The organism is Stutzerimonas sp. FeSN7 (genome assembly GCF_030263795.1).
GTDB classification, from domain to species: Bacteria; Pseudomonadota; Gammaproteobacteria; order Pseudomonadales; family Pseudomonadaceae; genus Stutzerimonas; species Stutzerimonas stutzeri.
The window spans coordinates 3,997,617-4,017,855 of record NZ_JARPMN010000001.1; the positions used below are offsets into that span (position 1 = coordinate 3,997,617).

Below are 20,239 nucleotides of genomic sequence, written 5' to 3' on the forward strand. Positions count from 1 at the left end.
AGTTTCATGCTCTCGGGCCTTTGCCACGACGAACAAGAAAAAGGAGCGCGCCATGAAACTGGAAACCCTCGCCATCCACGCTGGCTACAGCCCAGATCCGACCACCCGGGCGGTGGCGGTACCGATCTACCAGACCACCTCCTACGCCTTCGATGACACCCAGCACGGCGCCGACCTGTTCGACCTGAAGGTGCCGGGCAACATCTATACGCGCATCATGAATCCCACCACCGACGTGCTCGAACAGCGCGTCGCAGCGCTTGAAGGCGGCGTGGCGGCACTGGCCGTAGCTTCGGGCATGGCAGCGATCACCTACGCCATCCAGACCATCGCCGAAGTAGGCGACAACATCGTCTCGGTGGCCAAACTCTATGGCGGCACCTACAACCTGTTTGCCCACACCCTGCCGCGCCAGGGCATCGAGGTGCGTTTCGCCGCCCACGATGACATCGCAGCGCTGGAAGCGCTGATCGACGATCGCACCAAGGCGGTGTTCTGCGAATCCATCGGCAACCCGGCGGGCAATGTCATCGATCTCGCCGCCCTGGCCGAGGCCGCGCACCGCCACGGTGTGCCGCTGATCGTCGACAACACAGTCGCCACGCCGATGCTCTGCCGGCCGTTCGAGCATGGCGCCGACATCGTCGTGCATTCGCTGACCAAGTACATGGGCGGCCACGGCACCAGCATTGGCGGCATCGTCGTCGACTCCGGCAAATTCCCCTGGGCACAGCACAAGGAGCGCTTCGCCCTGCTGAACACGCCGGACGTGTCCTACCACGGCGTCACCTACACCGAGGCCTTCGGCCCGGCCGCCTTCATCGGTCGCTGCCGCGTGGTGCCGCTGCGCAACATGGGCGCAGCGATTTCCCCGTTCAACTCGTTTCTGATCCTGCAGGGGCTGGAAACCCTGGCGCTGCGCATGGAGCGTCATTGCGAGAATGCGCTGAAGGTCGCCGAGTTCCTCCAGGCCCACCCGCAGGTAGCCTGGGTCAAGTACGCCGGCCTGCCGGATCATCCCGAACACGAACTGGCACGCCGCTACATGGGCGGCACGCCGGCCTCGATCCTCTGCTTCGGCATCGAAGGCGGCATGGAGGCCGGCGCACGGTTCATCGATGCACTCAAGCTGGTGGTGCGCCTGGTCAACATCGGCGATGCCAAGTCCCTGGCCTGCCATCCGGCGAGTACCACGCACCGCCAGCTGAATGCCGAGGAGCTGGCCCGCGCCGGGGTGTCGCAGGATCTGATCCGGCTGTCCATCGGCATCGAGCATATCGACGACATCCTTGCCGACCTGGCCCAGGCGCTGAGCGCATCCAGGGGCTGAGAGCGCCCGCGGCTTGATATCCGCCGGCGAGGCTCCACATTATCGGCATACCGCCGTGGAGCCTCGCCATGACCGATTCGTTGATCGTTCCCTGCGCACAGTGCGCCAGCCTCAACCGCATCCCTGCCGCGCGCGTACATGACGCGCCACGCTGCGGGCGCTGCAAGTCCGAGGCGCTACCGGACCAACCGTTCGAGCTGCAACAGAGCCAGTTCGCCAACCAGATCAAGGGCGACCTGCCGCTACTGGTGGATGTCTGGGCGAGCTGGTGTGGCCCCTGCCGCAGCTTCGCCCCGACCTTCGCCCAGGCCGCCCGCCAGCTGCAGGGCCGCTGCCGCCTGGCCAAGCTCGACAGCGAAGCCAATGCCCAGCTGTCGACACAGCTCGGAATCCGCTCCATTCCCAGCCTGATCCTGTTCCGTGACGGTCGCGAAGTGGCACGACAGAGCGGTGCCATGCCACTGCCGCAACTGCTCGCCTGGCTGGCACAGCAGGGCGTGCGGTGAGGGGCCGACCGTCTGCTGGAACGTTTGCCGTTGCCGTCGAGTCCACTGAACATCAGTGACCTCCACGGGAGCGCCTCATGTTCGGCAAGTCTTCGCACACCTTCGAAATCAACTACATCTACCAGAACGACCCGCGCGCCGAGACCTATGACGCCGACGTCGACAGCCTGTCCCAGGGCGAGGCGGCGCGGCACCTCATCCAGCTGCACAATGCCGACGCCGAGAACAGCCTGGTGATGCCGAAGGCCGATGCCGACGAGGCGCAGCTGCTGGAGCAGGCCGAAGTCCTGGGCATCACCGACATCCGCGTGACCCGTGTGCACAAGCACGAGAAAGGCGATACACCCGGCCACTACAAGCAGCCCTGAGCGAACGCCTAGCGCTGCGCGGAGGCCTCGCGCGTTACCAGCTCCATGAAGGCCTGCGCCAACGGCGACTGCTCCTGCCGGCGTTTGACCAGCCAGACGGCGGTGGTCGCATCCTTGTCCTGCAGGGTGAGAAAGCGCACGCCGTCGATGCGGATGCGCTGGAACGACGCCGGCAACACCGACACTCCCAGCCCGGCGGCGACCAGGCCGATGATGGTCAGCGCCTCGTTCGCCTCTTGGGCAATGCGTGGATTGAAGCCCGCACGGCGCGCCAGGCTGAGCAACTGGTCGTACAGCCCCGTACCGTAGCTGCGCGGGAAGAACACGAAGGGCTCCTCGGCCAGATCAGCCAACGTCAGCCCCTCGTCCCCGGCATCCGCCAGCCGGTGTCCCGCATGCATCAGCGCCACCAGCGGCTCACTGAACAGCTCGACGGTCTGCAGGCCCGCAGGCAACGCGAACGGGCGAATCATGCCCACTTGCAGCGTCTCGTCCTGGACGGCATCGACCACCTGCTTGCTGGTCATCTCCTGCAAATCCAGATGCACCGCAGGAAAGGTGCGGCGAAAGGCCAGAATCGCCCGCGGCAGGATCGAGGTGAACGGCGCCGATGAGGTGAACCCCACCTTGAGCTCACCGATTTCGCCCTGTTCGGCGCGCCGGGCCACGTCTACCGACTTGTCGACCTGCGCGAGCGTGCGCCGCGTTTCCTCGAGAAACAACCGGCCCGCGTCGGTCAGCGCCACGCGCCGGTTGGTCCGATCGAACAGCCTTACGCCGAGTTCCTGTTCCAGCGCCTGGATCTGCTGGCTCAACGGCGGCTGTGAAATGCGCAGCTGTTCGGCGGCGCGACCGAAGTGCAGTTCCTCGGCGACCGCCACGAAGTAGCGGAGATGACGCAGCTCCATGAGGATTCCTTATGAGTCGCAAAACATATCATTCAGGTCGAATAATATATTGGATAGCTTAAACAAAGCTTCCTATCATTTCGTCCATAAACCCAAACAACAGCAATCGCGCCCGTCGATCGAAAAAGCGATCACAGGCGTAACGGGCCGCTTTTGGCCGGAAAAAGCGAATCGGACAGAGGTCTTCATCGTGAGCAGTACGCACGACGCCAGCGACGCGTCAGCAGAGATACCGGCGCCTGGCGCGCCCATCAGCCATACAGAGAAAGGCACCCCGCGCTTCACGCGCACCGCCCTGGCGCTGTTCGCCGGCGGCTTCGCCACCTTCGCCCTGCTCTACTGCGTGCAGCCGATGATGCCCATGCTGTCGCAGGCATTCGGCATCAACGCAGCGCAGAGCAGCTTGATCCTTTCGCTCTCGACGCTGACCCTGGCCGTCGGCCTGCTGATCACCGGGCCGATCTCCGATGCCATCGGCCGCAAGCAGGTGCTGGTCGCCTCCCTGCTCGCTGCCGCGGTGTTCACCGTCGGTAGTGCGCTGGCGCCCAGCTGGCATGGCGTTCTGCTGATGCGCGCACTGGTCGGCCTGGCGCTCAGCGGCGTGGCTGCAGTGGCCATGACCTACCTGAGCGAGGAGATCCATCCCCACCATCTGGGCCTGGCAATGGGGCTGTACATCGGCGGCAACGCCATCGGCGGCATGAGCGGACGCTTGCTGAGCGGCGTGCTGGTGGACTACCTGTCCTGGCATAGCGTGCTGGGACTGATGGGCGGGCTGGCGCTGCTGGCGGCCCTGCTGCTCTGGCGCTTTCTACCGGAATCGCGGCACTTCCGTCCGCGACCGCTGCGCCCGCAGGGATTGCTGCAGGGCTACCGCCTGCACTTCCGCGATGCCGGCCTGCCCTGGCTGTTCCTGCAGGGCTTTCTGCTGATGGGCAGCTTCGTCACGCTGTACAACTACATCGGCTATCGGCTGATTGCCGAGCCGTTCCACCTCAGCCAGACCATGATCGGTCTGCTGGCGGTGCTCTACCTGTCGGGCATCTACAGCTCGGCTCAAGTCGGCGCACTGGCCGATCGCTTCGGCCGGCGCCGGGTGTTCTGGCTGGTGATCGCCCTGATGCTGGCGGGCGTGGGCCTGACCCTGTTCGACCGGCTGCCGCTGGTGCTGCTGGGCATGCTGCTGTTCACCTTCGGTTTCTTCGGCGCCCACTCGGTCGCCAGCAGCTGGATTGGCCGCCGCGCCCGGCAGGCGCGCGGCCAGGCCTCCTCGCTCTATCTGTTCAGTTACTACCTGGGCTCGAGCATCGCCGGCACGCTGGGTGGGGTCTTCTGGCACGCCGCCGGCTGGGATGGCGTCGGCCTGTTCATCGCCTCGCTGCTGCTGATCGCCTTCGCCGTGGCGCTGCACCTGGCGCGCCTGCGTCCGCTGCCGGAGCCGCAGACGGCACACTGAACCCGCAATGCAAAACGCCCCGCTGATGCGGGGCGTTTCGTTTCGAGCCGTTGAAAAATCAGGCGTGGTATTGCGCGGACAGTTCGTGCACCGACTCGATGAAGGCGCCGGCATGGGCTGGATCGACTTCCGGCGTGATGCCGTGGCCCAGGTTGAACACGTGGCCATTGCCATGACCGAAGCTCGCCAGGATACGCGCGACCTCGGCGCGGATGGCGTCGGGCTTGGCATAGAGCACGCTCGGGTCCATGTTGCCCTGCAGCGCCACCTTGTCGCCGACGCGGCGGCGCGCCTCGCCGATGTCGCAGGTCCAGTCCAGCCCCAGCGCTTCGGCACCGGCGTCGGCCATGGACTCCAGCCACAGCCCGCCACCCTTGGTGAACAGGATCACCGGCACGCGGCGGCCGTCATGTTCGCGGATCAGACCGTCTACGATTTTGCGCATATAGGCCAGGGAGAACTCCTGATAGGCCGCGGCCGACAGGCTGCCACCCCAGGAATCGAAGATCTGCACCGCCTGGGCGCCGGCCAGGATCTGGCCGTTGAGGTAGCTGGTAACCGACTGGGCCAGCTTGTCCAGCAAGGCGTGCATTGCCTGCGGGTTTTCGTAGAGCATCGCCTTGGATTTGCGGAAGTCCTTCGAGGAGCCGCCTTCGACCATGTAGGTCGCCAGGGTCCAAGGGCTTCCGGAGAAACCGATCAGCGGTACGCGGCCGTTGAGTTCGCGGCGAATGGTACGCACCGCGTCCATCACGTAGCCCAGATCCTTCTCCGGATCGGGAATCGGTAGCGCCTCGATGTCCGCCGCACTGCTCACCACCTTCTTGAAGCGCGGACCTTCACCGGTCTCGAAGTACAAGCCGAGCCCCATGGCGTCCGGCACGGTGAGGATATCGGAGAACAGGATAGCGGCATCCAGCGGATAGCGATCCAGCGGCTGCAGGGTTACCTCGCAGGCGAGCTCCGGATTCATGCACAGGCTCATGAAGTCACCGGCCTTGGCGCGGCTGGCCCGGTATTCGGGCAGATAGCGGCCGGCCTGGCGCATCATCCACACAGGGGTGACGTCGACAGGCTGCTTGAGCAGGGCACGAAGGAAGCGGTCGTTCTTCAAGGCAGTCATGGCAGGGTTCCAGCGAAAAAGTGCCGTGCATTGTCGCAAAGCGGAAAAAAAAAGGCACGGCGAGTGCCGTGCCTTTTACCTTTGGGCTTGATTCAAATCAGGCCGTTCCGAGCCCCTGTCGGCGCTCGATCAACACCGATCAGACGCCGAGGTAGTCCATGATGCCTTCGGCAGCCTGGCGCCCTTCGTAGATCGCGGTCACCACCAGATCGGAGCCGCGAACCATATCGCCGCCGGCGAAGATCTTCGGGTTGCTGGTCTGGTGCTTGAACTGACCCCGCTCCGGGGCGACGACGCGGCCCTGGTTATCCAGTTGGATACCCTGGCCCTCGAACCACGGTGCCGGGCTCGGCCGGAAACCGAAGGCGATGACCACCGCATCGGCAGGCAACACCTGCTCGGAGCCCGGGATCGGCTCGGGGCTGCGGCGGCCACGGGCATCCGGCGCGCCGAGACGGGTCTCGACTACCTTCACACCTTCGACCTTGCCTTCGCCGACGATGGCGATGGGCTGGCGATTGAAGAGGAACTTCACGCCCTCTTCCTTGGCGTTCTTCACTTCACGGCGCGAACCCGGCATGTTTGCCGCATCACGACGATAGGCACAGGTCACGCTCTTGGCGCCCTGGCGGATGGAAGTCCGGTTGCAGTCCATCGCGGTATCACCGCCACCCAGAACCACGACCTTCTTGCCCTTCATGTCGATGAAGTCCTCGGCGGACTTTTCGAAGCCGAGGTTGCGGTTGACGTTGGCGATGAGGAAATCCAGCGCATCGTACACGCCCGGCAGATCCTCGCCAGGGAAGCCGCCCTTCATGTAGGTGTAGGTGCCCATGCCCATGAACACGGCATCGTAGTCAGCCAGCAGCTGATCGATGCTGATGTCCTTGCCCACTTCGGTGTTCAGGCGGAACTCGATGCCCATGCCGCTGAAGATCTCGCGGCGGCGGCTGAGCACGGTCTTTTCCAGCTTGAACTCAGGGATGCCGAAGGTCAGCAGGCCACCAATCTCGGGGTTCTTGTCGAACACCACCGGGGTCACGCCGTTGCGCACGAGGATATCCGCGCAACCGAGGCCCGCCGGGCCGGCACCGATGATGGCGACCTTCTTGCCGGTCGGCTTGACCTTGGACATGTCCGGCCGCCAGCCCATGGCGAAGGCGGTGTCGGCGATGTACTTCTCTACCGAGCCGATGGTCACCGCACCAAAACCGTCATTCAGCGTGCAGGCACCTTCGCAGAGGCGATCCTGTGGGCATACGCGGCCACAGACTTCCGGCAGGGTGTTGGTCTGATGAGCCAGCTCGGCAGCGGCGAGGATGTTGCCCTCGGAAACCAGCTTGAGCCAGTTGGGGATGTAGTTGTGGACCGGGCATTTCCACTCGCAATAAGGGTTGCCGCAGCCCAGGCAGCGATGGGCCTGCTCGCAAGCCTGCTGCGGCTTGAAGGGTTCGTAGATTTCGACGAACTCCTTCTTGCGCTGGCGCAGCAGCTTCTTCTTCGGATCCTTGCGCCCGACCTCGATGAACTGGAAGTCGTTATTCAGACGTTCAGTCATTTCATAACCTCTCAACAGCGGCCGTAGACGATACATACGGCTGCAAGACAATCAGGGTAAGCAGCGGCCCCAGCCAAGGCGGGGCCGCTGCCTGAAGCGGCTTCTTGTTATTGCGGGTTGGCCCGGGTGCTCGACAGCAGCGAGGCCAGGTTGGCCGCCTTGGGCTTGACCAGCCAGAAACGACGCAGATAGTCGTCAAGATTATCCAGCAGTTCTGCCCCCCACTCGCTCGCGGTTTCGGCAACGTACTCGCGCAGCACATCCTGCAGATGGCTGCGATGGGCTTCCATCGCCTCGCCGGTGATGCGCTGCAGGTTGACCAGTTCGTTGTTCACGCGGTCGACGAAGCTATTGTCCATGTCCAGTACATAGGCGAAACCACCGGTCATGCCGGAGCCGAAGTTGTGCCCGGTCTTGCCCAGCACGCAGACGAAACCGCCGGTCATGTACTCGCAACAGTGGTCACCGGTACCCTCGACGACCGCATGGGCGCCGGAGTTGCGCACGGCGAAACGCTCACCGGCAGTACCGGCGGCGAACAGCTTGCCACCGGTGGCGCCGTACAGACAGGTATTGCCGATGATGGCCGAATCCTGCGAACGATAGGCAGCGCCCTGCGGCGGGGTGACCACCAGCTTGCCGCCGGTCATGCCCTTGCCGACGTAGTCGTTGGCGTCGCCTTCCAGGTACAGGTTCAGGCCGCCGGCGTTCCAGACGCCGAAGCTCTGCCCCGCCGTGCCCTTGAAGCGGAAGGTAATCGGTGCATCCTTCATGCCCTGGTTGCCATGCTGACGGGCGATCTCGCCGGAGACGCGCGCACCGATGGAACGGTCGCAGTTGCAGATCTCCAGTTCGAACTCGCCGCCGCTCTTGGCGTCGATGGCACTCTTGGCCAGCTTGACCATTTCTTCTGCCAGCAACCCTTGGTCGAACGGCGGGTTCTTCTCCACTTCGCAGAACTGCGGCTTGTCGGCCGGGATGTTGCTGCCGCCGAGCAGCGGCGTCAGGTCGAGGTTGTTCTGCTTGGCGGTGTCGCCCGGCAGCACTTCGAGCAGATCGGTACGGCCGATCAGCTCGCCGAGGCTGCGCACGCCCAGCTTGGCCAGCCACTCGCGGGTTTCCTCGGCGACGAACTGGAAGAAGTTGACCACCATGTCGACCGTGCCGATGAAGTGATCCTTGCGCAGCTGTTCGTTCTGGGTTGCGACACCGGTGGCGCAGTTGTTCAGGTGGCAGATACGCAGGTACTTGCAGCCCAGGGCGATCATCGGCGCGGTCCCGAAGCCGAAGCTTTCGGCGCCGAGGATCGCGGCCTTGATCACGTCCAGGCCAGTCTTCAGGCCACCATCGGTCTGCACCCGGACCTTGCCCCGCAGGTCATTGCCGCGCAGGGTCTGGTGGGTTTCCGCCAGGCCCAGCTCCCACGGCGAACCGGCATAGCGGATCGAGGTCAGCGGCGAGGCACCGGTGCCGCCGTCGTAACCGGAGATGGTGATCAGGTCGGCGTAGGCCTTGGCCACGCCGGCGGCGATGGTGCCCACGCCCGGCTCGGCCACCAGCTTGACGGACACCAGCGCCTGCGGATTGACCTGCTTGAGGTCGAAGATCAGCTGCGCGAGGTCCTCGATGGAATAGATGTCATGGTGCGGCGGCGGGGAGATCAGGGTCACGCCGGGCACGGCGTAACGCAGACGCGCGATCAGGCCATTGACCTTGCCACCGGGCAGCTGGCCGCCTTCACCCGGCTTGGCGCCCTGGGCGACCTTGATCTGCAGCACTTCGGCGTTGACCAGGTATTCCGGGGTCACACCGAAGCGGCCGGTTGCGACCTGCTTGATCTTCGAGCTGCGCTCGGTGCCGTAGCGGGCCGGGTCTTCACCGCCCTCACCGGAGTTCGAACGCGCCCCGATGCAGTTCATCGCCGCGGCGATGGCTTCGTGGGCTTCCGGCGACAGTGCGCCCAGGGAAATACCAGCGGAGTCGAAGCGCTTGAGGATGGCATCCAGCGGCTCGACCTCCTCCAGCGCCAGCGGCTGATCGGCCAGCTTGACCTTGAGCAGGTCACGCAGCATCGCCACCGGGCGCTGATCGACCAGCGCCGTGTACTCCTTGAAGCGGCTGTAGTCACCGCTCTGCACGGCGAGCTGCAGCGCGCTGACCACGTCGGGGTTGTAGGCGTGGTACTCGCCGCCGTAGACGAACTTCAGCAGGCCACCCTGCTGGATCGGCTTGCGGCTGCTCCAGGCTTCGACCGCCAGCGCCTTCTGCTCGGCCTCGAGGTCCTCGAAGCGGGCACCCTTGATGCGACTGGCGACGCCGCGGAAGCTGAGCTCCACGACCTCGTCGGACAGGCCGACGGCTTCGAACAGTTGCGCGCCGCGGTAGGACGCGATGGTCGAGATGCCCATCTTGGAGATGATCTTCATCAGCCCCTTGGAGATGCCCTTGCGATAGTGCTTGAACACTTCGTAGAGATCGCCCAGCACCTCGCCGGTACGGATCAGGTCACCCAGCACTTCGTAGGCGAGGAACGGGTAGACAGCTGTCGCACCGAAACCGATGAGCACTGCGAAATGATGCGGATCGCGAGCGGTGGCGGTTTCCACCAGGATGTTGCAGCTGCAGCGCAGCCCGGTCTCGACCAGGCGGTGGTGTACCGCACCGACCGCCAGCGAAGCATGCACCGGCAGTTTGCCCGGAGCGATGCGGCGATCGCTCAGCACCAGCAGCACCTTGCCCCCGCGCACGGCCTCTTCGGCCTGATCGGCGATGTTGCGGATCGCCGCCTCGAGGCCGGTACCTTCCTCGTAGTTGAGGTCGATGACCAGACGCTCGAAGCCGGGCCGCTCGAGGTTCATGATCGTGCGCCATTTGGCGGGCGAGATCACCGGCGTGGTCAGGATCGCCCGATTGGCGTGTTCGGCGGTTTCCTCGAAGACGTTGCGCTCGGCACCCAGACAGGTTTCCAGCGACATCACGATGGCTTCGCGCAGCGGGTCGATCGGCGGGTTGGTCACCTGGGCGAACTGCTGGCGGAAGTAGTCGTAGGGCGAACGCACGCGGCGCGACAGCACGGCCATGGGCGTGTCGTCGCCCATCGATCCGACCGCTTCCTGGCCCTGTTCGGCCAGCGGGCGCAGCACCTGGTCACGCTCCTCGAAGGTGACCTGGTACATCTTCATGTACTGCTTGAGCTGGTCGGCATCGTAGAAAGCCGAACCGTGATCGTTGTCATCCAGCGTCGACTGGATGCGCAGCGCGTTCTGCCGCAGCCACTTCTTGTAAGGCTGCTGCGCCTTCAGGTGGTTGTCGATGTCATCGGTGTGCAGCACCTTGCCGGTGTAGGTGTCCACCGCGAGGATCTGCCCCGGGCCGACACGACCCTTGGCAAGCACATCTTCCGGCTTGTAATCCCAGACGCCGACTTCGGACGCGAGGGTGATATAGCCGTTCTTGGTGGTTACCCAGCGCGCCGGACGCAGCCCGTTGCGGTCGAGCAGACAAACCGCGTGGCGGCCATCGGTCAGCACCACGCCGGCCGGGCCATCCCAGGGCTCCATGTGCATGGAGTTGAATTCGTAGAAGGCACGCAGGTCGGGGTCCATGGTCTCGACGTTCTGCCAGGCCGGCGGAATGATCATGCGCAGGCCACGGAACAGATCCATTCCTCCGGTGACCAAGAGTTCGAGCATGTTGTCCATGCTCGAGGAGTCAGAACCGGTGCGGTTGATCAGCGGCGACAGGCTTTCGAGATCCGGCAGCAATTCGTTGGCGAACTTCAGGCGGCGCGCCTGGGCCCAGTTGCGGTTACCGGTGATGGTGTTGATTTCGCCGTTGTGCGCAAGAAAGCGGAACGGCTGAGCCAGCCGCCACTGCGGCATGGTGTTGGTGGAGAAACGCTGGTGGAACACGCAGATCGCGGTCGCGAGGCGCTCGTCACCCAGGTCCGGGTAGAACTGGGCCAGGTCGGCCGGCATCATCAGGCCTTTGTAGATGATGTCCTTGTCCGAGAGGCTGCAGACATAGAAGGCGCTGTCGTCGGCCAGTGTGACTTCGGCGCGGCGGCGGGCGAAGAACAGCTTGATGCCGAACTGACGCTCATCGAGGCCCTCGCCGGAAACGAATACCTGTTCAATGCGCGGCAGACGCTCGAGCGCCAGCTGCCCGAGAACGCTGGTATCCACCGGAACCTCACGCCAGCCAACCAGGGTAAGCCCCTGCGCCTGGATTTCCTCGCTCAGCTGAGTGCGAGCGCGATCCGCCTTGCTGGCGTCCTGATCGAGGAAGACCATGCCAACCGCATATTGGGCCGGCAGCTCGGCGTTGAAATGCTCCAGGGCCTTCGCGCGCAGAAAGGCGTCAGGCTTCTGCATCAACAGACCGCAGCCGTCGCCGGTCTTGCCATCGGCGTTGATGCCGCCGCGGTGAGTCATGCATGTCAGGGACTGAATGGCAGTCTTTAGCAGGTGATGGCTTGCCTCGCCCTGCATGTGGGCAATCAGACCGAAGCCGCAGTTATCCTTGAACTCTTCAGGACGAAACAGACCTGCTCTCATAGGCACTCCACCAGCTAAATGCGTTGTAAATCAACCCCTTATTGACGGCGCAGCGACTCACCCCGTCATTCACGTGGGCAAAAGGGGGAGCAGTTTACAAAGCCCGCTAGATCGGCACAATTTATTTTTGCAAGCCCCAAAACAGTGCATTGCGCACTTTTTTGGGGCATTTTTTATCGAGCTGGCGCCAATTCCTGCTGGACGCTGGCGAAACTTCGTACCCACGGCTTGCCGGCCTGGAGCGAAGCGGGCAGCGACTTCACCGCTGCAACCGCTGCCGCTCGGTTGGCAAAATTGCCGTAGGTGACGACGTAGAGCGGCTTGCCTTCGTGCGTCTTGGTGAAGTAGCGATAGCTGGCGCCGTGCTGCTGAACGATCGCTTGGGCATTCTTTTCGACACGTGTCCCGAGGATCTGGACCAGATAGTTGCTGCCCGGCTGACTGGCATACCAAGACCGATTGCCTGAAGCGCTGGGCGCAGCAGTAGGCGCTGGCGTACGCTCGGCGACATTCTGCCGCACCTGCGGCGATGCCGGAGCAGGCGCCTGTGTCGGCGCCGGCGTCGGCACCGTTGCAACAGGCGGAGCAGGCTGGGCACGCTCCACCGGTGCAGGTGCAGGTGCAGGTGCAGGTGCAGGTGCAGGTGCAGGTGCAGGAATTGTCGATTCGCGCGCACCGGGAAGCGCAACCTCAGCATCGTCTTCGCCACCTGCAGCGGCAGCGAGCGGCTCTCGAATCACCGGCTGCGCATCACCGCCCAGCGGCAGCGACAACGGCCGCTCCTCAGCATCGAACTCGATCGCGGTTTGCCCGCCCTGCTCAGACGAAGCCGCTGATGAGCCCGCCGGAGCATCGAGCGGCAACTGAGTGGCTTGCGGCGCAACCGACCGCTCACCCTCGCCACCACGCAGAACCAGAAAGCCAATCGCGACCACCACAATCACGGCCAGCGCCGCCAACAGATGTTTCTTCGGCAGCGGCAATGCCATGCCGGTGGACTTCCGCCGTCCGCGACTGCTCTGCATCGCCGCGAGAAGTTCGTCACGCGCCACCTGGTTGATCGCTCCAGGCCAGCCGCCCGACTGATCATGGATACGCGCAATCTGCTCCTCGTTCAGGCACTCGATGCCGCTACCCGCACCTTCGAGCCGCAGCGCCAGATACTCGCGCGTCTCATCTTCTTCATAAGGTTGCAAGGCGATGGCGTGATGGCGTTCTTCGCCTTCGCTCAGGGCTTCAAGTCGCCCGGCCAGCGCAGGCTCGCCAAACAGAAAGACGTGCGGGCGCGCTTCAGGTGTCCCCGCAGCCAGACGCAGCAGGGTCTCCACCGCAGCGCCAGTCAGGCGCTCGGCATCATCCACCAACAGATAGACTTCCTGCCCCGTCAGAGCCAGCTGGACCACCTGCGCCATGATGCCATCGAAATCGGCGTCCTGACTGTTGAGCGCCTGAGCGATCTGCGCCAGCAGCGCACTGGCGTCCATGGTGCTCTGCGGTGTGACGACTACGCTCTGCACAGCCTGCTTGTTGCTGCTGGCGACAAGCGCCTGGCGTAGCAGCGTCTTGCCGCTGCCTTCCGGCCCGGTCACCAACAATAGCAACTGGCTGTAACGGGCCAAGTGGTGCAGTTGCCCAAGCACCGGCTTGCGCTGAGCGGGAAAGAACTTGAACCCCGGAACACGGGCCGCGAAAGGGTCATGGCTGAAGCCATAGTGAGTCAGAAACGCGTCGTCCGCGGACAAACTGTTCATGGAAATTTTCTTACGCTCCCAAGTGTTCCGTCATAGCACCGTAATCGGCGCTCAAGGTGGTTTCGAGCACGCCGCGAGGGAAGTCGCCTGTGACAACCGCCTCCCCCATCTGCCGAAGCAGCACCAGACGGAGGCGACCATCCAGGACCTTCTTGTCCACCGCCATGTGCTCAAGGAAATCTTGCGGCTGCATCTCGGCAGGAGGCACCACCGGCAGCCCGGCTCGCTGCAAAAGCCGGATGGCGCGATCACGATCCGCCTGGCCGATCCAGCCGAGCTGAGAGGACATCTCAAGCGCCATCACGGTTCCCGCCGATACCGCCTCACCATGCAGCCAGACCCCATAACCCATATGAGTCTCTATAGCATGGCCAAAGGTATGGCCCAGGTTGAGGGTGGCGCGCACACCCGATTCTCGCTCGTCCGCATTGACCACCTTGGCCTTGGCTGCACAGGAACGGTGGATCGCCTCGGTCAGCGCCAGTGAATCCAGCGAGCGAATCCGATCGATATTGGCTTCAAGCCAGGTCAGGAAGGGCTCGTCGCAGATCAGCCCGTACTTGATAACTTCGGCCAGCCCTGCAGACAGCTCGCGAGACGGCAACGTCGCCAACGTGGCGGTATCGATGACCACCGCACGAGGCTGGTAGAACGCGCCGATCATGTTCTTGCCCAGCGGGTGGTTGATGCCGGTTTTGCCACCAACCGAGGAGTCCACTTGCGAGAGAAGCGTGGTCGGCACCTGGATGAAGTCCACACCACGCTGGTAGCTGGCGGCCGCGAATCCCGCCATGTCGCCGATGACGCCGCCGCCCAACGCCACGACCGTTGTATTGCGATCGTGCCGAGCACCGAGCAGTGCGTCGAAAATAAGCTGAAGCGTCTCCCAATTCTTGTGGCTTTCGCCATCAGGCAGGATTATGGGGGTAACGGAATAGCCGGAAAGCGTGCTCGTCAGACGATCGAGGTACAGTGGCGCAACCGTTTCATTGGTCACGATGGCGACTTGGCGGCCGCGAATCTTGCTTGCAAAAAGATCGCTGCGATCGATCAATCGCTCGCCGATATGAATGGGATAGCTACGCTCGCCGAGATCGACCTGAAGAGTCTGCATGGGGCCCCCAACAATAAAGAGGGCTAGGATAGCGCAGATTCATCCTGGCTTTCACGGGGAGGCAATGAAGCGAGCCTATCGAGAATTTCCATGACCACCAGCCGCGGCGGACGCTCGTCTGTCTCGATGATGATATCCGCAATGGAGCGGTACAGCGGGTCGCGAATAGCCATGAGCGCAGCAAGAACGCTACGGGGATCGCTTGCCTGAAGCAACGGACGATTGCGGTCGCGCGACGTGCGCTCGAGCTGCTGATCGACAGAAGTGCAGAGATAGACGACGCGACCACCGGAGCGAAGTGCCTTGCGATTGTCCTCGCGCAACACCGCGCCCCCACCCGTAGCGAGCACCACCCCGTCCTGCTGACAAAGATCGGCAATCACTGCACGTTCACGCTCGCGAAAACCGGCCTCACCCTCTACATCGAAGATCAGAGGAATGCTGGCGCCGGTCCGCTGCTCGATTTCCTTGTCGGAATCCTTGAACGGCAAACGCAGCTCTTTGGCAAGCAAGCGCCCGATGGTGCTTTTACCAGCTCCCATCGGGCCTATGAGGATGAAGTTGTGCATTAACGGTCAATATGAGCGGCTAGCTTGGATTGACTGATTATTCATGATCCTAGGAGTAATGAACACAAGCAGCTCAGATTTTCGATCTTGCACTAGGTCGCGACGGAAAAGGCGTCCAAGATATGGCAAATCCCCAAGGAATGGCACCTTATCGACCGATTTGCTTTGCGTATTAGAGAAGACTCCGCCGATAACAATCGTCTCGCCATCAGTGACAAGCACTTTCGCGTTCACTTCATTCTTGCGGATAGCCGGCACGCCGGTTGTCGCTGCCTGTGAAAAATCCGGCTCATCCTTTGTGACCTTTACTTCCATGATGATTCGGTTATCCGGCGTAATCTGCGGCGTCACCTCTAGCGAAAGCGCAGCCTCTTTAAAGGATGTGCTAGTTGCCCCACTGGAACTAGCTTCCTGATAGGGAACTTCCGAGCCTTTGAGAATTTTTGCAGTTTCCTTATCGGCAGTAACCACTTTAGGCTGAGAAACCACCTCGCCATTTCCCGTCTTCTCCATCGCCGAAAGCTGGAGGTCAAGGATCGCGTTATCCGTTACAAATCCGAGTCCAATGCCAGAAGTAGAACCGACAGCCCCCATATCTACAAACGGCGTATTCATAGGCCATGTAATCTGTTGGCCGCCGTCTTCACCATCCTCAATATCCAGATTGCCGTTCTTTCCCCAAGCGCTCCATTTGTTGCCAGCTCCAAGATTTCCCCCCCAGCGAACGCCGAGACTCTTGTCGTAGTCAACGTTCGCCTCGACGATCCGCGCCTCGATCATCACTTGTCGCACAGGAATGTCGAGCTGAGCGACTATGCGACGCAGCTCGTCAAGTCGCTCCTGCGTTTGATAAGCGATGATGTTATTGGTGCGATCATCCACCGCTATAGAGCCACGATCTTCTGCGACGGCGCCGTTGCTCGTCACTGACTGGAACAGGCGAGCAATGTCTGCAGCCTTCGCATAGTTGACTTGCACGACCTCACGACGCAACGGTGCAAGCTCGGCAATCTGGCGCTGCGACTCGAGCTCTTGGCGTTCACGCGCAGCGATTTCGTCAGCTGGCGCAACGAGCAGCACGTTCCCGACTTGCCGTTTATCCAGCCCCTTGGTTTTCAAAACCAGGTCGAGCGCTTGATCCCATGGCACGTTCTGCAAACGAAGAGTGATATTGCCACTGACGGTATCGCTGGCAACCAAGTTCAGGTCGGTAAAATCAGCGATCAACTGCAGTACGGAACGGACATCAATATCCTGGAAGTTCAGCGACAGCTTTTCTCCGGAATAGGCAAAACGGTCTGCCTTGCGCTTATCGGCCTCTTCTTCTGTAAGAGGTTTTACGCTGATGGTCAGCTTATTGTCTGTCTGGTAGGCGAGATAATCGTATCGCCCAGTAGGCTCGATGGCGATACTGGCACCGCCTGCCTGAGCGGTCGAGTCGACAAACTTCACCGGCGTAGCGAAATCTTGGACGTCGAGCCGAACACGCAGTGCTTCAGGCAGCTCCGCCTTGGCGAACACAACGCGGATCTTTCCTCCCTGCTCTTCGATAGTCGAACCTACCGACGGATCGGACAGTGTGATTACCACGTTTCCGGCACCATCTTCACCGCGGCGAAAATCGATATTGTCGATCGCCTTGCCGGCCGCCATCGGCTTAACCGGAGCAGGCTTGGCAATCGGGGCAGTGACCGCGGCGGATGCAGCCGCAGAGCTGGTCGCCCCCGAGCTCTCTCCCAGCACGACAAACAGATTGTTCCCATCCACTCGAGTGGAATACGGAACAAGCGCGGTCAGATTGACGATGAGCCGGGTGCGCCCTTGAGCCTCGACGACCGTTACGCTGCGCGCATTACCAACGCCCAACTCCCGATTTTTGGCCCCTAGGTTGTTGGATACGCCTGGAAGATCCAGGGCAATGCGTGCAGGCTGATCCAGCGTGTAGCCACGAGGTGACGCGACAGGCTCGTCAAATGCCAGTTTCAACTCAACCCGATCGCCCGGCAAAGCAGCCACATCCAAGGCGTTGAGATTGGCCGCCAGCAGTGCTGGCGAAATAAATGCCGCCAGCAGAGATACGCCCAGGCGAGAAAGGGTAGTGTTCATAAATTGCTTCCGTTGTGCAGACCGGTAAAGGTTTTCCATTCTTTTGCCCCGCGCTAGGTGCGCTCTTTCAAGGTCAGACTGCGCGGGCGCTCAAGCCACCCACCCTCTCCATCAGGGACGATTTCAACCACATCCACTGCGGCCTCGCTGATTTCGACGATGCGCCCGTGGTTACGCCCCAGGTAATCGCCAATCTTGACCCGGTGAACACCATCGCCCCCCTTGATCAGCGCATACCGGCCACCTCCATTGGCCAGCGTGCCGACCATGGAAAAGTTCTCGATATTGAACCCCTCGAGAAACTGCTTGACTCGTGACTCGTCGGGCTGGATGTCCTTCGACCCTCGCTGCCGCTGCGCCAAGTCAAGCTTCACGGGCGGCTGGAATGGATGACGCAACGCTGCTGCGCTATAGGTGAACGCCTCATAAGGGATGAAGGCCGGCAGAGGTTCGATCGTGCCCTTCGGCTTGGTTCTCACCTCATCCATATACTGCTGTAGGTCGTTGAAGTCAGAACTGCCACTGCAGCCCGAAAGCACCGCCAGGGTCAGACCCAGCGCAGTCAGTCGCCCCCCCTTCATTTCTGCAGCCCCTTGTCGTTATAGCGATAAGTCTTGGCAACGATGCTCATGCGCAATTTCGATGTAGCAGCTTCACCCTTTTCGGGAAGTATCTCGAAATCATGCAGCGTAACTATTCGCGGAAGACTTGATACGCCGCTTACGAATGTCGCCAGGTCGTGATAGCCGCCAATGACCTTGATATTGATCGGCAGTTCGATATAGAACTGCTGAGCCACTTCGGGCTGCAACTTGATCTCCTCGAACTCCAACCCGCTACCTAAACCAGTACGAGTGATGTCTTCCAGCAGCCCCGGGACCTCGGTATCGCTTGGCAGCTGTCGAAGCAGCGCACCGAATGATGTTTCCATTTCGGCCATCTGCTCTTTGTAAGCTTCCAGGTTAGCGGCCTGAAACGCCTTGGTTGAAAACTGTTGTTTTAGAGTTACCTCTTGAGCACGGTGCTGCTCGAGTTGCAACTGCAGATCCTGCAAGTGAAAGTAATACCCCAGGCCGAGCACTGCCGCGAGCACTATCACACCAGTAATAAATTTAACCGGCGCTGGCCACGATCCCAGGTTATTCAAATCCAGATCGGCAAGATCAACCTTGCGAAGACTTTCCAACGACTCAGCCAGACTCATGGCTTAGCTCCTTCCGTAGATGCGCCCGGCTGGGTCTGCTGCACTGTCAACTGGAAGACATTTTCCTGATCGACGGCCCCCGCAGTAACCGCCTTCACCTCGTTCAGATTCGGCGCTTCAAGCCAATCGGAGCCGTCGAGATTACGCATGAGGTTTGAAACCCGATTGTTCGACTCGGCAGCACCAACGATCGCGATGTTCTTTCCGGTCATTTTGAGCGACGTGAAATAAACACCGTCCGGCAGCGTTCTAACGAGCTGATCGAATACCCGGCCAATGATGGGGCGATTCCCCTGAAGATCCTGGATAATCTTCATTCGCTCCAGAAGTTGTTGGCGACGCTCCCTCAACTCTTTGATTTCCGCGATCCGAGCATCCAGAACTGCAATTTCTTTTTTGATGAACTCGTTCCTCGCATTCTGCTGTTCGATCGCACCCTGCAAATAGCGATCGCCTAGGAATACCAGGCCGGCGGCGACGACAAGTACGCCCACGAGGGAAGCCAGAAAGCGCTGCTTACGCTCTTCCCGCAGCTGTTCACGCCACGGAAGTAGGTTGATCTGAGCCATCAGTCAAAGCTCCTCAGCGCCAAACCGCATGCAATCATTAACGCAGGCGCATCACTGGCCAGCGCCCCGGCGTTCACCTTGCCGCTCAAAGCCATATCGGCGAAGGGATTAGCCACTAGAGTTTGCGTTCCGATCTTTTGCTGAATCATGTGATCGAGACCCGGAATGGAGGCCGTCCCGCCCGCGAGCAGGATGCAGTCGACGTCGTGAAACTGCCCTGCAGCGAAGAAGAACTGCAACGAGCGGGATACCTGCTGCACCACCGCCTCCTTGAACGGAAGCAGGACTTCACTGTCGTAGTCATCTGGGAGACCGCCTTGCTTCTTGGCAAGGCCGGCTTCTTCCTGAGACAGACCGTAGCGGCGCTGGATCTCTTCGGTCAGTTGGCGACCACCGAACAGCTGCTCGCGCGTGTAGATGGTACGCCCGTTATGCAGCACGCTCAGGGTTGTCATGGTCGCGCCGATGTCGACGACGGCAACGGTCAGCTCGCCGTGCGCTGTACCCAGCTGTGAAGCGAGCAACCCATAGGAGCGTTCAAGCGCATAGGCCTCGACATCCACCACTTTGGCGGTAAGCCCGGCCAAGGCCAGCGCGGCTTCACGGATCTCGACATTCTCTTTACGGCAAGCGGCGAGGAGAACCTCTACCCTGCCAGGCGCGCGAGGCGCAGGACCTTGCACCTCGAAGTCGATCGCGACTTCCTCCAGTGGGTAGGGGATGTACTGATCCGCCTCGATCTTGAGCTGGTTCTCGAGCTCTTCATCAGAAAGCCCGGCATCCATTTCAATCATCTTTGTGATGACGGCAGACCCGGAGACAGCGACAACAGCGGACTTGCAGCCGGTCTTGGCCTTGGCAACGACTCGCTGCAGGGCCTGACCGACACCCTCAAGTTCGGCGATGTTCTTTTCGACGACGGCATTCGGCGGTAGCGGCTCGACGGCATAAGCCTCGACGCGGTACCGATTACCCGATCGACTTAATTCGAGGAGCTTGACTGAGGTCGAACTGATATCGATCCCAAGCAGCGTGTTCGCTTTCTTAGTGAAGAGCCCTAGCACGACCGATTTCCTATCTTTATCCGCAACTTACGGATTAATTATGTTTATCCACATTAG

At 61.6% G+C, this 20,239-nt stretch carries 16 protein-coding genes; 4 read left to right on the top strand and 12 right to left on the bottom strand.

The genetic code is table 11. The features are described 5' to 3' along the window. Nucleotides 1–52 precede the first annotated feature (52 nt). The 3 genes from P5703_RS19145 (at nt 53) to P5703_RS19155 (ending at nt 2,204) form a co-directional block, all read left to right on the top strand. Nucleotides 53–1,330, top strand: coding sequence for a bifunctional O-acetylhomoserine aminocarboxypropyltransferase/cysteine synthase (locus P5703_RS19145; RefSeq protein WP_011911801.1), 1,278 nt, complete (start codon nt 53–55; stop codon nt 1,328–1,330). Nucleotides 1,331–1,398: 68 nt separating this feature from the next. Further along, the gene (gene trxC / locus P5703_RS19150) at nt 1,399–1,836 is read left to right on the top strand and encodes a thioredoxin TrxC (RefSeq protein WP_011911800.1); all 438 of its coding nucleotides are present in this window, start codon (nt 1,399–1,401) and stop codon (nt 1,834–1,836) included. A 77-nt stretch (nt 1,837–1,913) separates the two neighbouring features. After that, nucleotides 1,914–2,204, top strand: a complete 291-nt coding sequence (locus tag P5703_RS19155; RefSeq protein ID WP_011911799.1) for a hypothetical protein — start codon at nt 1,914–1,916, stop codon at nt 2,202–2,204. 8 nt (nt 2,205–2,212) lie between these two features. On the opposite strand, the gene P5703_RS19160 is transcribed toward P5703_RS19155, so the two are convergent. Continuing rightward, a complete protein-coding gene (locus P5703_RS19160; RefSeq protein WP_011911798.1) occupies nt 2,213–3,112 on the bottom strand; it encodes a LysR family transcriptional regulator in 900 nt (299 codons plus the stop codon). 229 nt (nt 3,113–3,341) lie between these two features. Between P5703_RS19160 and P5703_RS19165 the strand changes: the two genes are divergently transcribed. Then, a complete protein-coding gene (locus P5703_RS19165; RefSeq protein WP_049326262.1) occupies nt 3,342–4,568 on the top strand; it encodes an MFS transporter in 1,227 nt (408 codons plus the stop codon). Nucleotides 4,569–4,626: 58 nt separating this feature from the next. Here the strand turns inward: P5703_RS19165 and hemE are convergent, their stop codons facing one another. The 11 genes from hemE to P5703_RS19220 all read right to left on the bottom strand — a co-directional run bounded on the left by hemE (nt 4,627) and on the right by P5703_RS19220 (nt 20,182). Further along, nucleotides 4,627–5,691, bottom strand: coding sequence for a uroporphyrinogen decarboxylase (gene hemE / locus P5703_RS19170; protein ID WP_013981660.1), 1,065 nt, complete (start codon nt 5,689–5,691; stop codon nt 4,627–4,629). 139 nt (nt 5,692–5,830) lie between these two features. Continuing rightward, on the bottom strand, nt 5,831–7,249 hold the full coding sequence (locus tag P5703_RS19175; protein ID WP_020307768.1) for a glutamate synthase small subunit GltD family protein: 1,419 nt from the start codon (nt 7,247–7,249) through the stop codon (nt 5,831–5,833). 107 nt (nt 7,250–7,356) lie between these two features. Beyond that, nucleotides 7,357–11,805, bottom strand: a complete 4,449-nt coding sequence (gene gltB, locus P5703_RS19180; protein WP_049340785.1) for a glutamate synthase large subunit — start codon at nt 11,803–11,805, stop codon at nt 7,357–7,359. Between the two features lie 173 nt (nt 11,806–11,978). Continuing rightward, the gene (locus P5703_RS19185; protein ID WP_125884011.1) at nt 11,979–13,556 is read right to left on the bottom strand and encodes an AAA family ATPase; all 1,578 of its coding nucleotides are present in this window, start codon (nt 13,554–13,556) and stop codon (nt 11,979–11,981) included. Nucleotides 13,557–13,566: 10 nt separating this feature from the next. Beyond that, nucleotides 13,567–14,670: a 3-dehydroquinate synthase gene (gene aroB, locus P5703_RS19190; RefSeq protein WP_011911792.1), complete on the bottom strand. Its 1,104-nt coding sequence runs from the start codon at nt 14,668–14,670 to the stop codon at nt 13,567–13,569. A 23-nt stretch (nt 14,671–14,693) separates the two neighbouring features. Continuing rightward, nucleotides 14,694–15,239, bottom strand: a complete 546-nt coding sequence (gene aroK, locus P5703_RS19195) for a shikimate kinase AroK (RefSeq protein WP_041755271.1) — start codon at nt 15,237–15,239, stop codon at nt 14,694–14,696. A 6-nt stretch (nt 15,240–15,245) separates the two neighbouring features. Next, entirely contained in the window at nt 15,246–17,345 is a 2,100-nt protein-coding gene (locus tag P5703_RS19200) for a type IV pilus secretin PilQ (protein WP_285589092.1), read from the bottom strand. Between the two features lie 53 nt (nt 17,346–17,398). Next, on the bottom strand, nt 17,399–17,926 hold the full coding sequence (pilP, locus tag P5703_RS19205; RefSeq protein WP_013981653.1) for a type 4a pilus biogenesis lipoprotein PilP: 528 nt from the start codon (nt 17,924–17,926) through the stop codon (nt 17,399–17,401). Continuing rightward, the gene (gene pilO / locus P5703_RS19210; protein ID WP_017244292.1) at nt 17,923–18,549 is read right to left on the bottom strand and encodes a type 4a pilus biogenesis protein PilO; all 627 of its coding nucleotides are present in this window, start codon (nt 18,547–18,549) and stop codon (nt 17,923–17,925) included. The genes pilP and pilO overlap by 4 nt, the downstream gene beginning before the upstream one ends. Further along, on the bottom strand, nt 18,546–19,118 hold the full coding sequence (pilN, locus tag P5703_RS19215) for a type 4a pilus biogenesis protein PilN (protein WP_014595705.1): 573 nt from the start codon (nt 19,116–19,118) through the stop codon (nt 18,546–18,548). The genes pilO and pilN overlap by 4 nt, the downstream gene beginning before the upstream one ends. Then, nucleotides 19,118–20,182: a pilus assembly protein PilM gene (locus P5703_RS19220; RefSeq protein ID WP_013981650.1), complete on the bottom strand. Its 1,065-nt coding sequence runs from the start codon at nt 20,180–20,182 to the stop codon at nt 19,118–19,120. Before P5703_RS19220 ends, pilN begins: the two co-directional genes overlap by 1 nt. Nucleotides 20,183–20,239: the final 57 nt, after the last annotated feature.

Bases quoted from the DNA above. Each gene is read 5' to 3' on its own strand.
- P5703_RS19145 (WP_011911801.1), top strand. From the start codon at position 53: ATGAAACTGGAAACCCTCGCCATCCACGCTGGCTACAGCCCAGATCCG.
- trxC (WP_011911800.1), top strand. From the start codon at position 1,399: ATGACCGATTCGTTGATCGTTCCCTGCGCACAGTGCGCCAGCCTCAAC.
- P5703_RS19155 (WP_011911799.1), top strand. From the start codon at position 1,914: ATGTTCGGCAAGTCTTCGCACACCTTCGAAATCAACTACATCTACCAG.
- P5703_RS19160 (WP_011911798.1), bottom strand. From the start codon at position 3,112: ATGGAGCTGCGTCATCTCCGCTACTTCGTGGCGGTCGCCGAGGAACTG.
- hemE (WP_013981660.1), bottom strand. From the start codon at position 5,691: ATGACTGCCTTGAAGAACGACCGCTTCCTTCGTGCCCTGCTCAAGCAG.
- P5703_RS19175 (WP_020307768.1), bottom strand. From the start codon at position 7,249: ATGACTGAACGTCTGAATAACGACTTCCAGTTCATCGAGGTCGGGCGC.
- gltB (WP_049340785.1), bottom strand. From the start codon at position 11,805: ATGAGAGCAGGTCTGTTTCGTCCTGAAGAGTTCAAGGATAACTGCGGC.
- P5703_RS19185 (WP_125884011.1), bottom strand. From the start codon at position 13,556: ATGAACAGTTTGTCCGCGGACGACGCGTTTCTGACTCACTATGGCTTC.
- aroB (WP_011911792.1), bottom strand. From the start codon at position 14,670: ATGCAGACTCTTCAGGTCGATCTCGGCGAGCGTAGCTATCCCATTCAT.
- aroK (WP_041755271.1), bottom strand. From the start codon at position 15,239: ATGCACAACTTCATCCTCATAGGCCCGATGGGAGCTGGTAAAAGCACC.
- P5703_RS19200 (WP_285589092.1), bottom strand. From the start codon at position 17,345: ATGAACACTACCCTTTCTCGCCTGGGCGTATCTCTGCTGGCGGCATTT.
- pilP (WP_013981653.1), bottom strand. From the start codon at position 17,926: ATGAAGGGGGGGCGACTGACTGCGCTGGGTCTGACCCTGGCGGTGCTT.
- pilO (WP_017244292.1), bottom strand. From the start codon at position 18,549: ATGAGTCTGGCTGAGTCGTTGGAAAGTCTTCGCAAGGTTGATCTTGCC.
- pilN (WP_014595705.1), bottom strand. From the start codon at position 19,118: ATGGCTCAGATCAACCTACTTCCGTGGCGTGAACAGCTGCGGGAAGAG.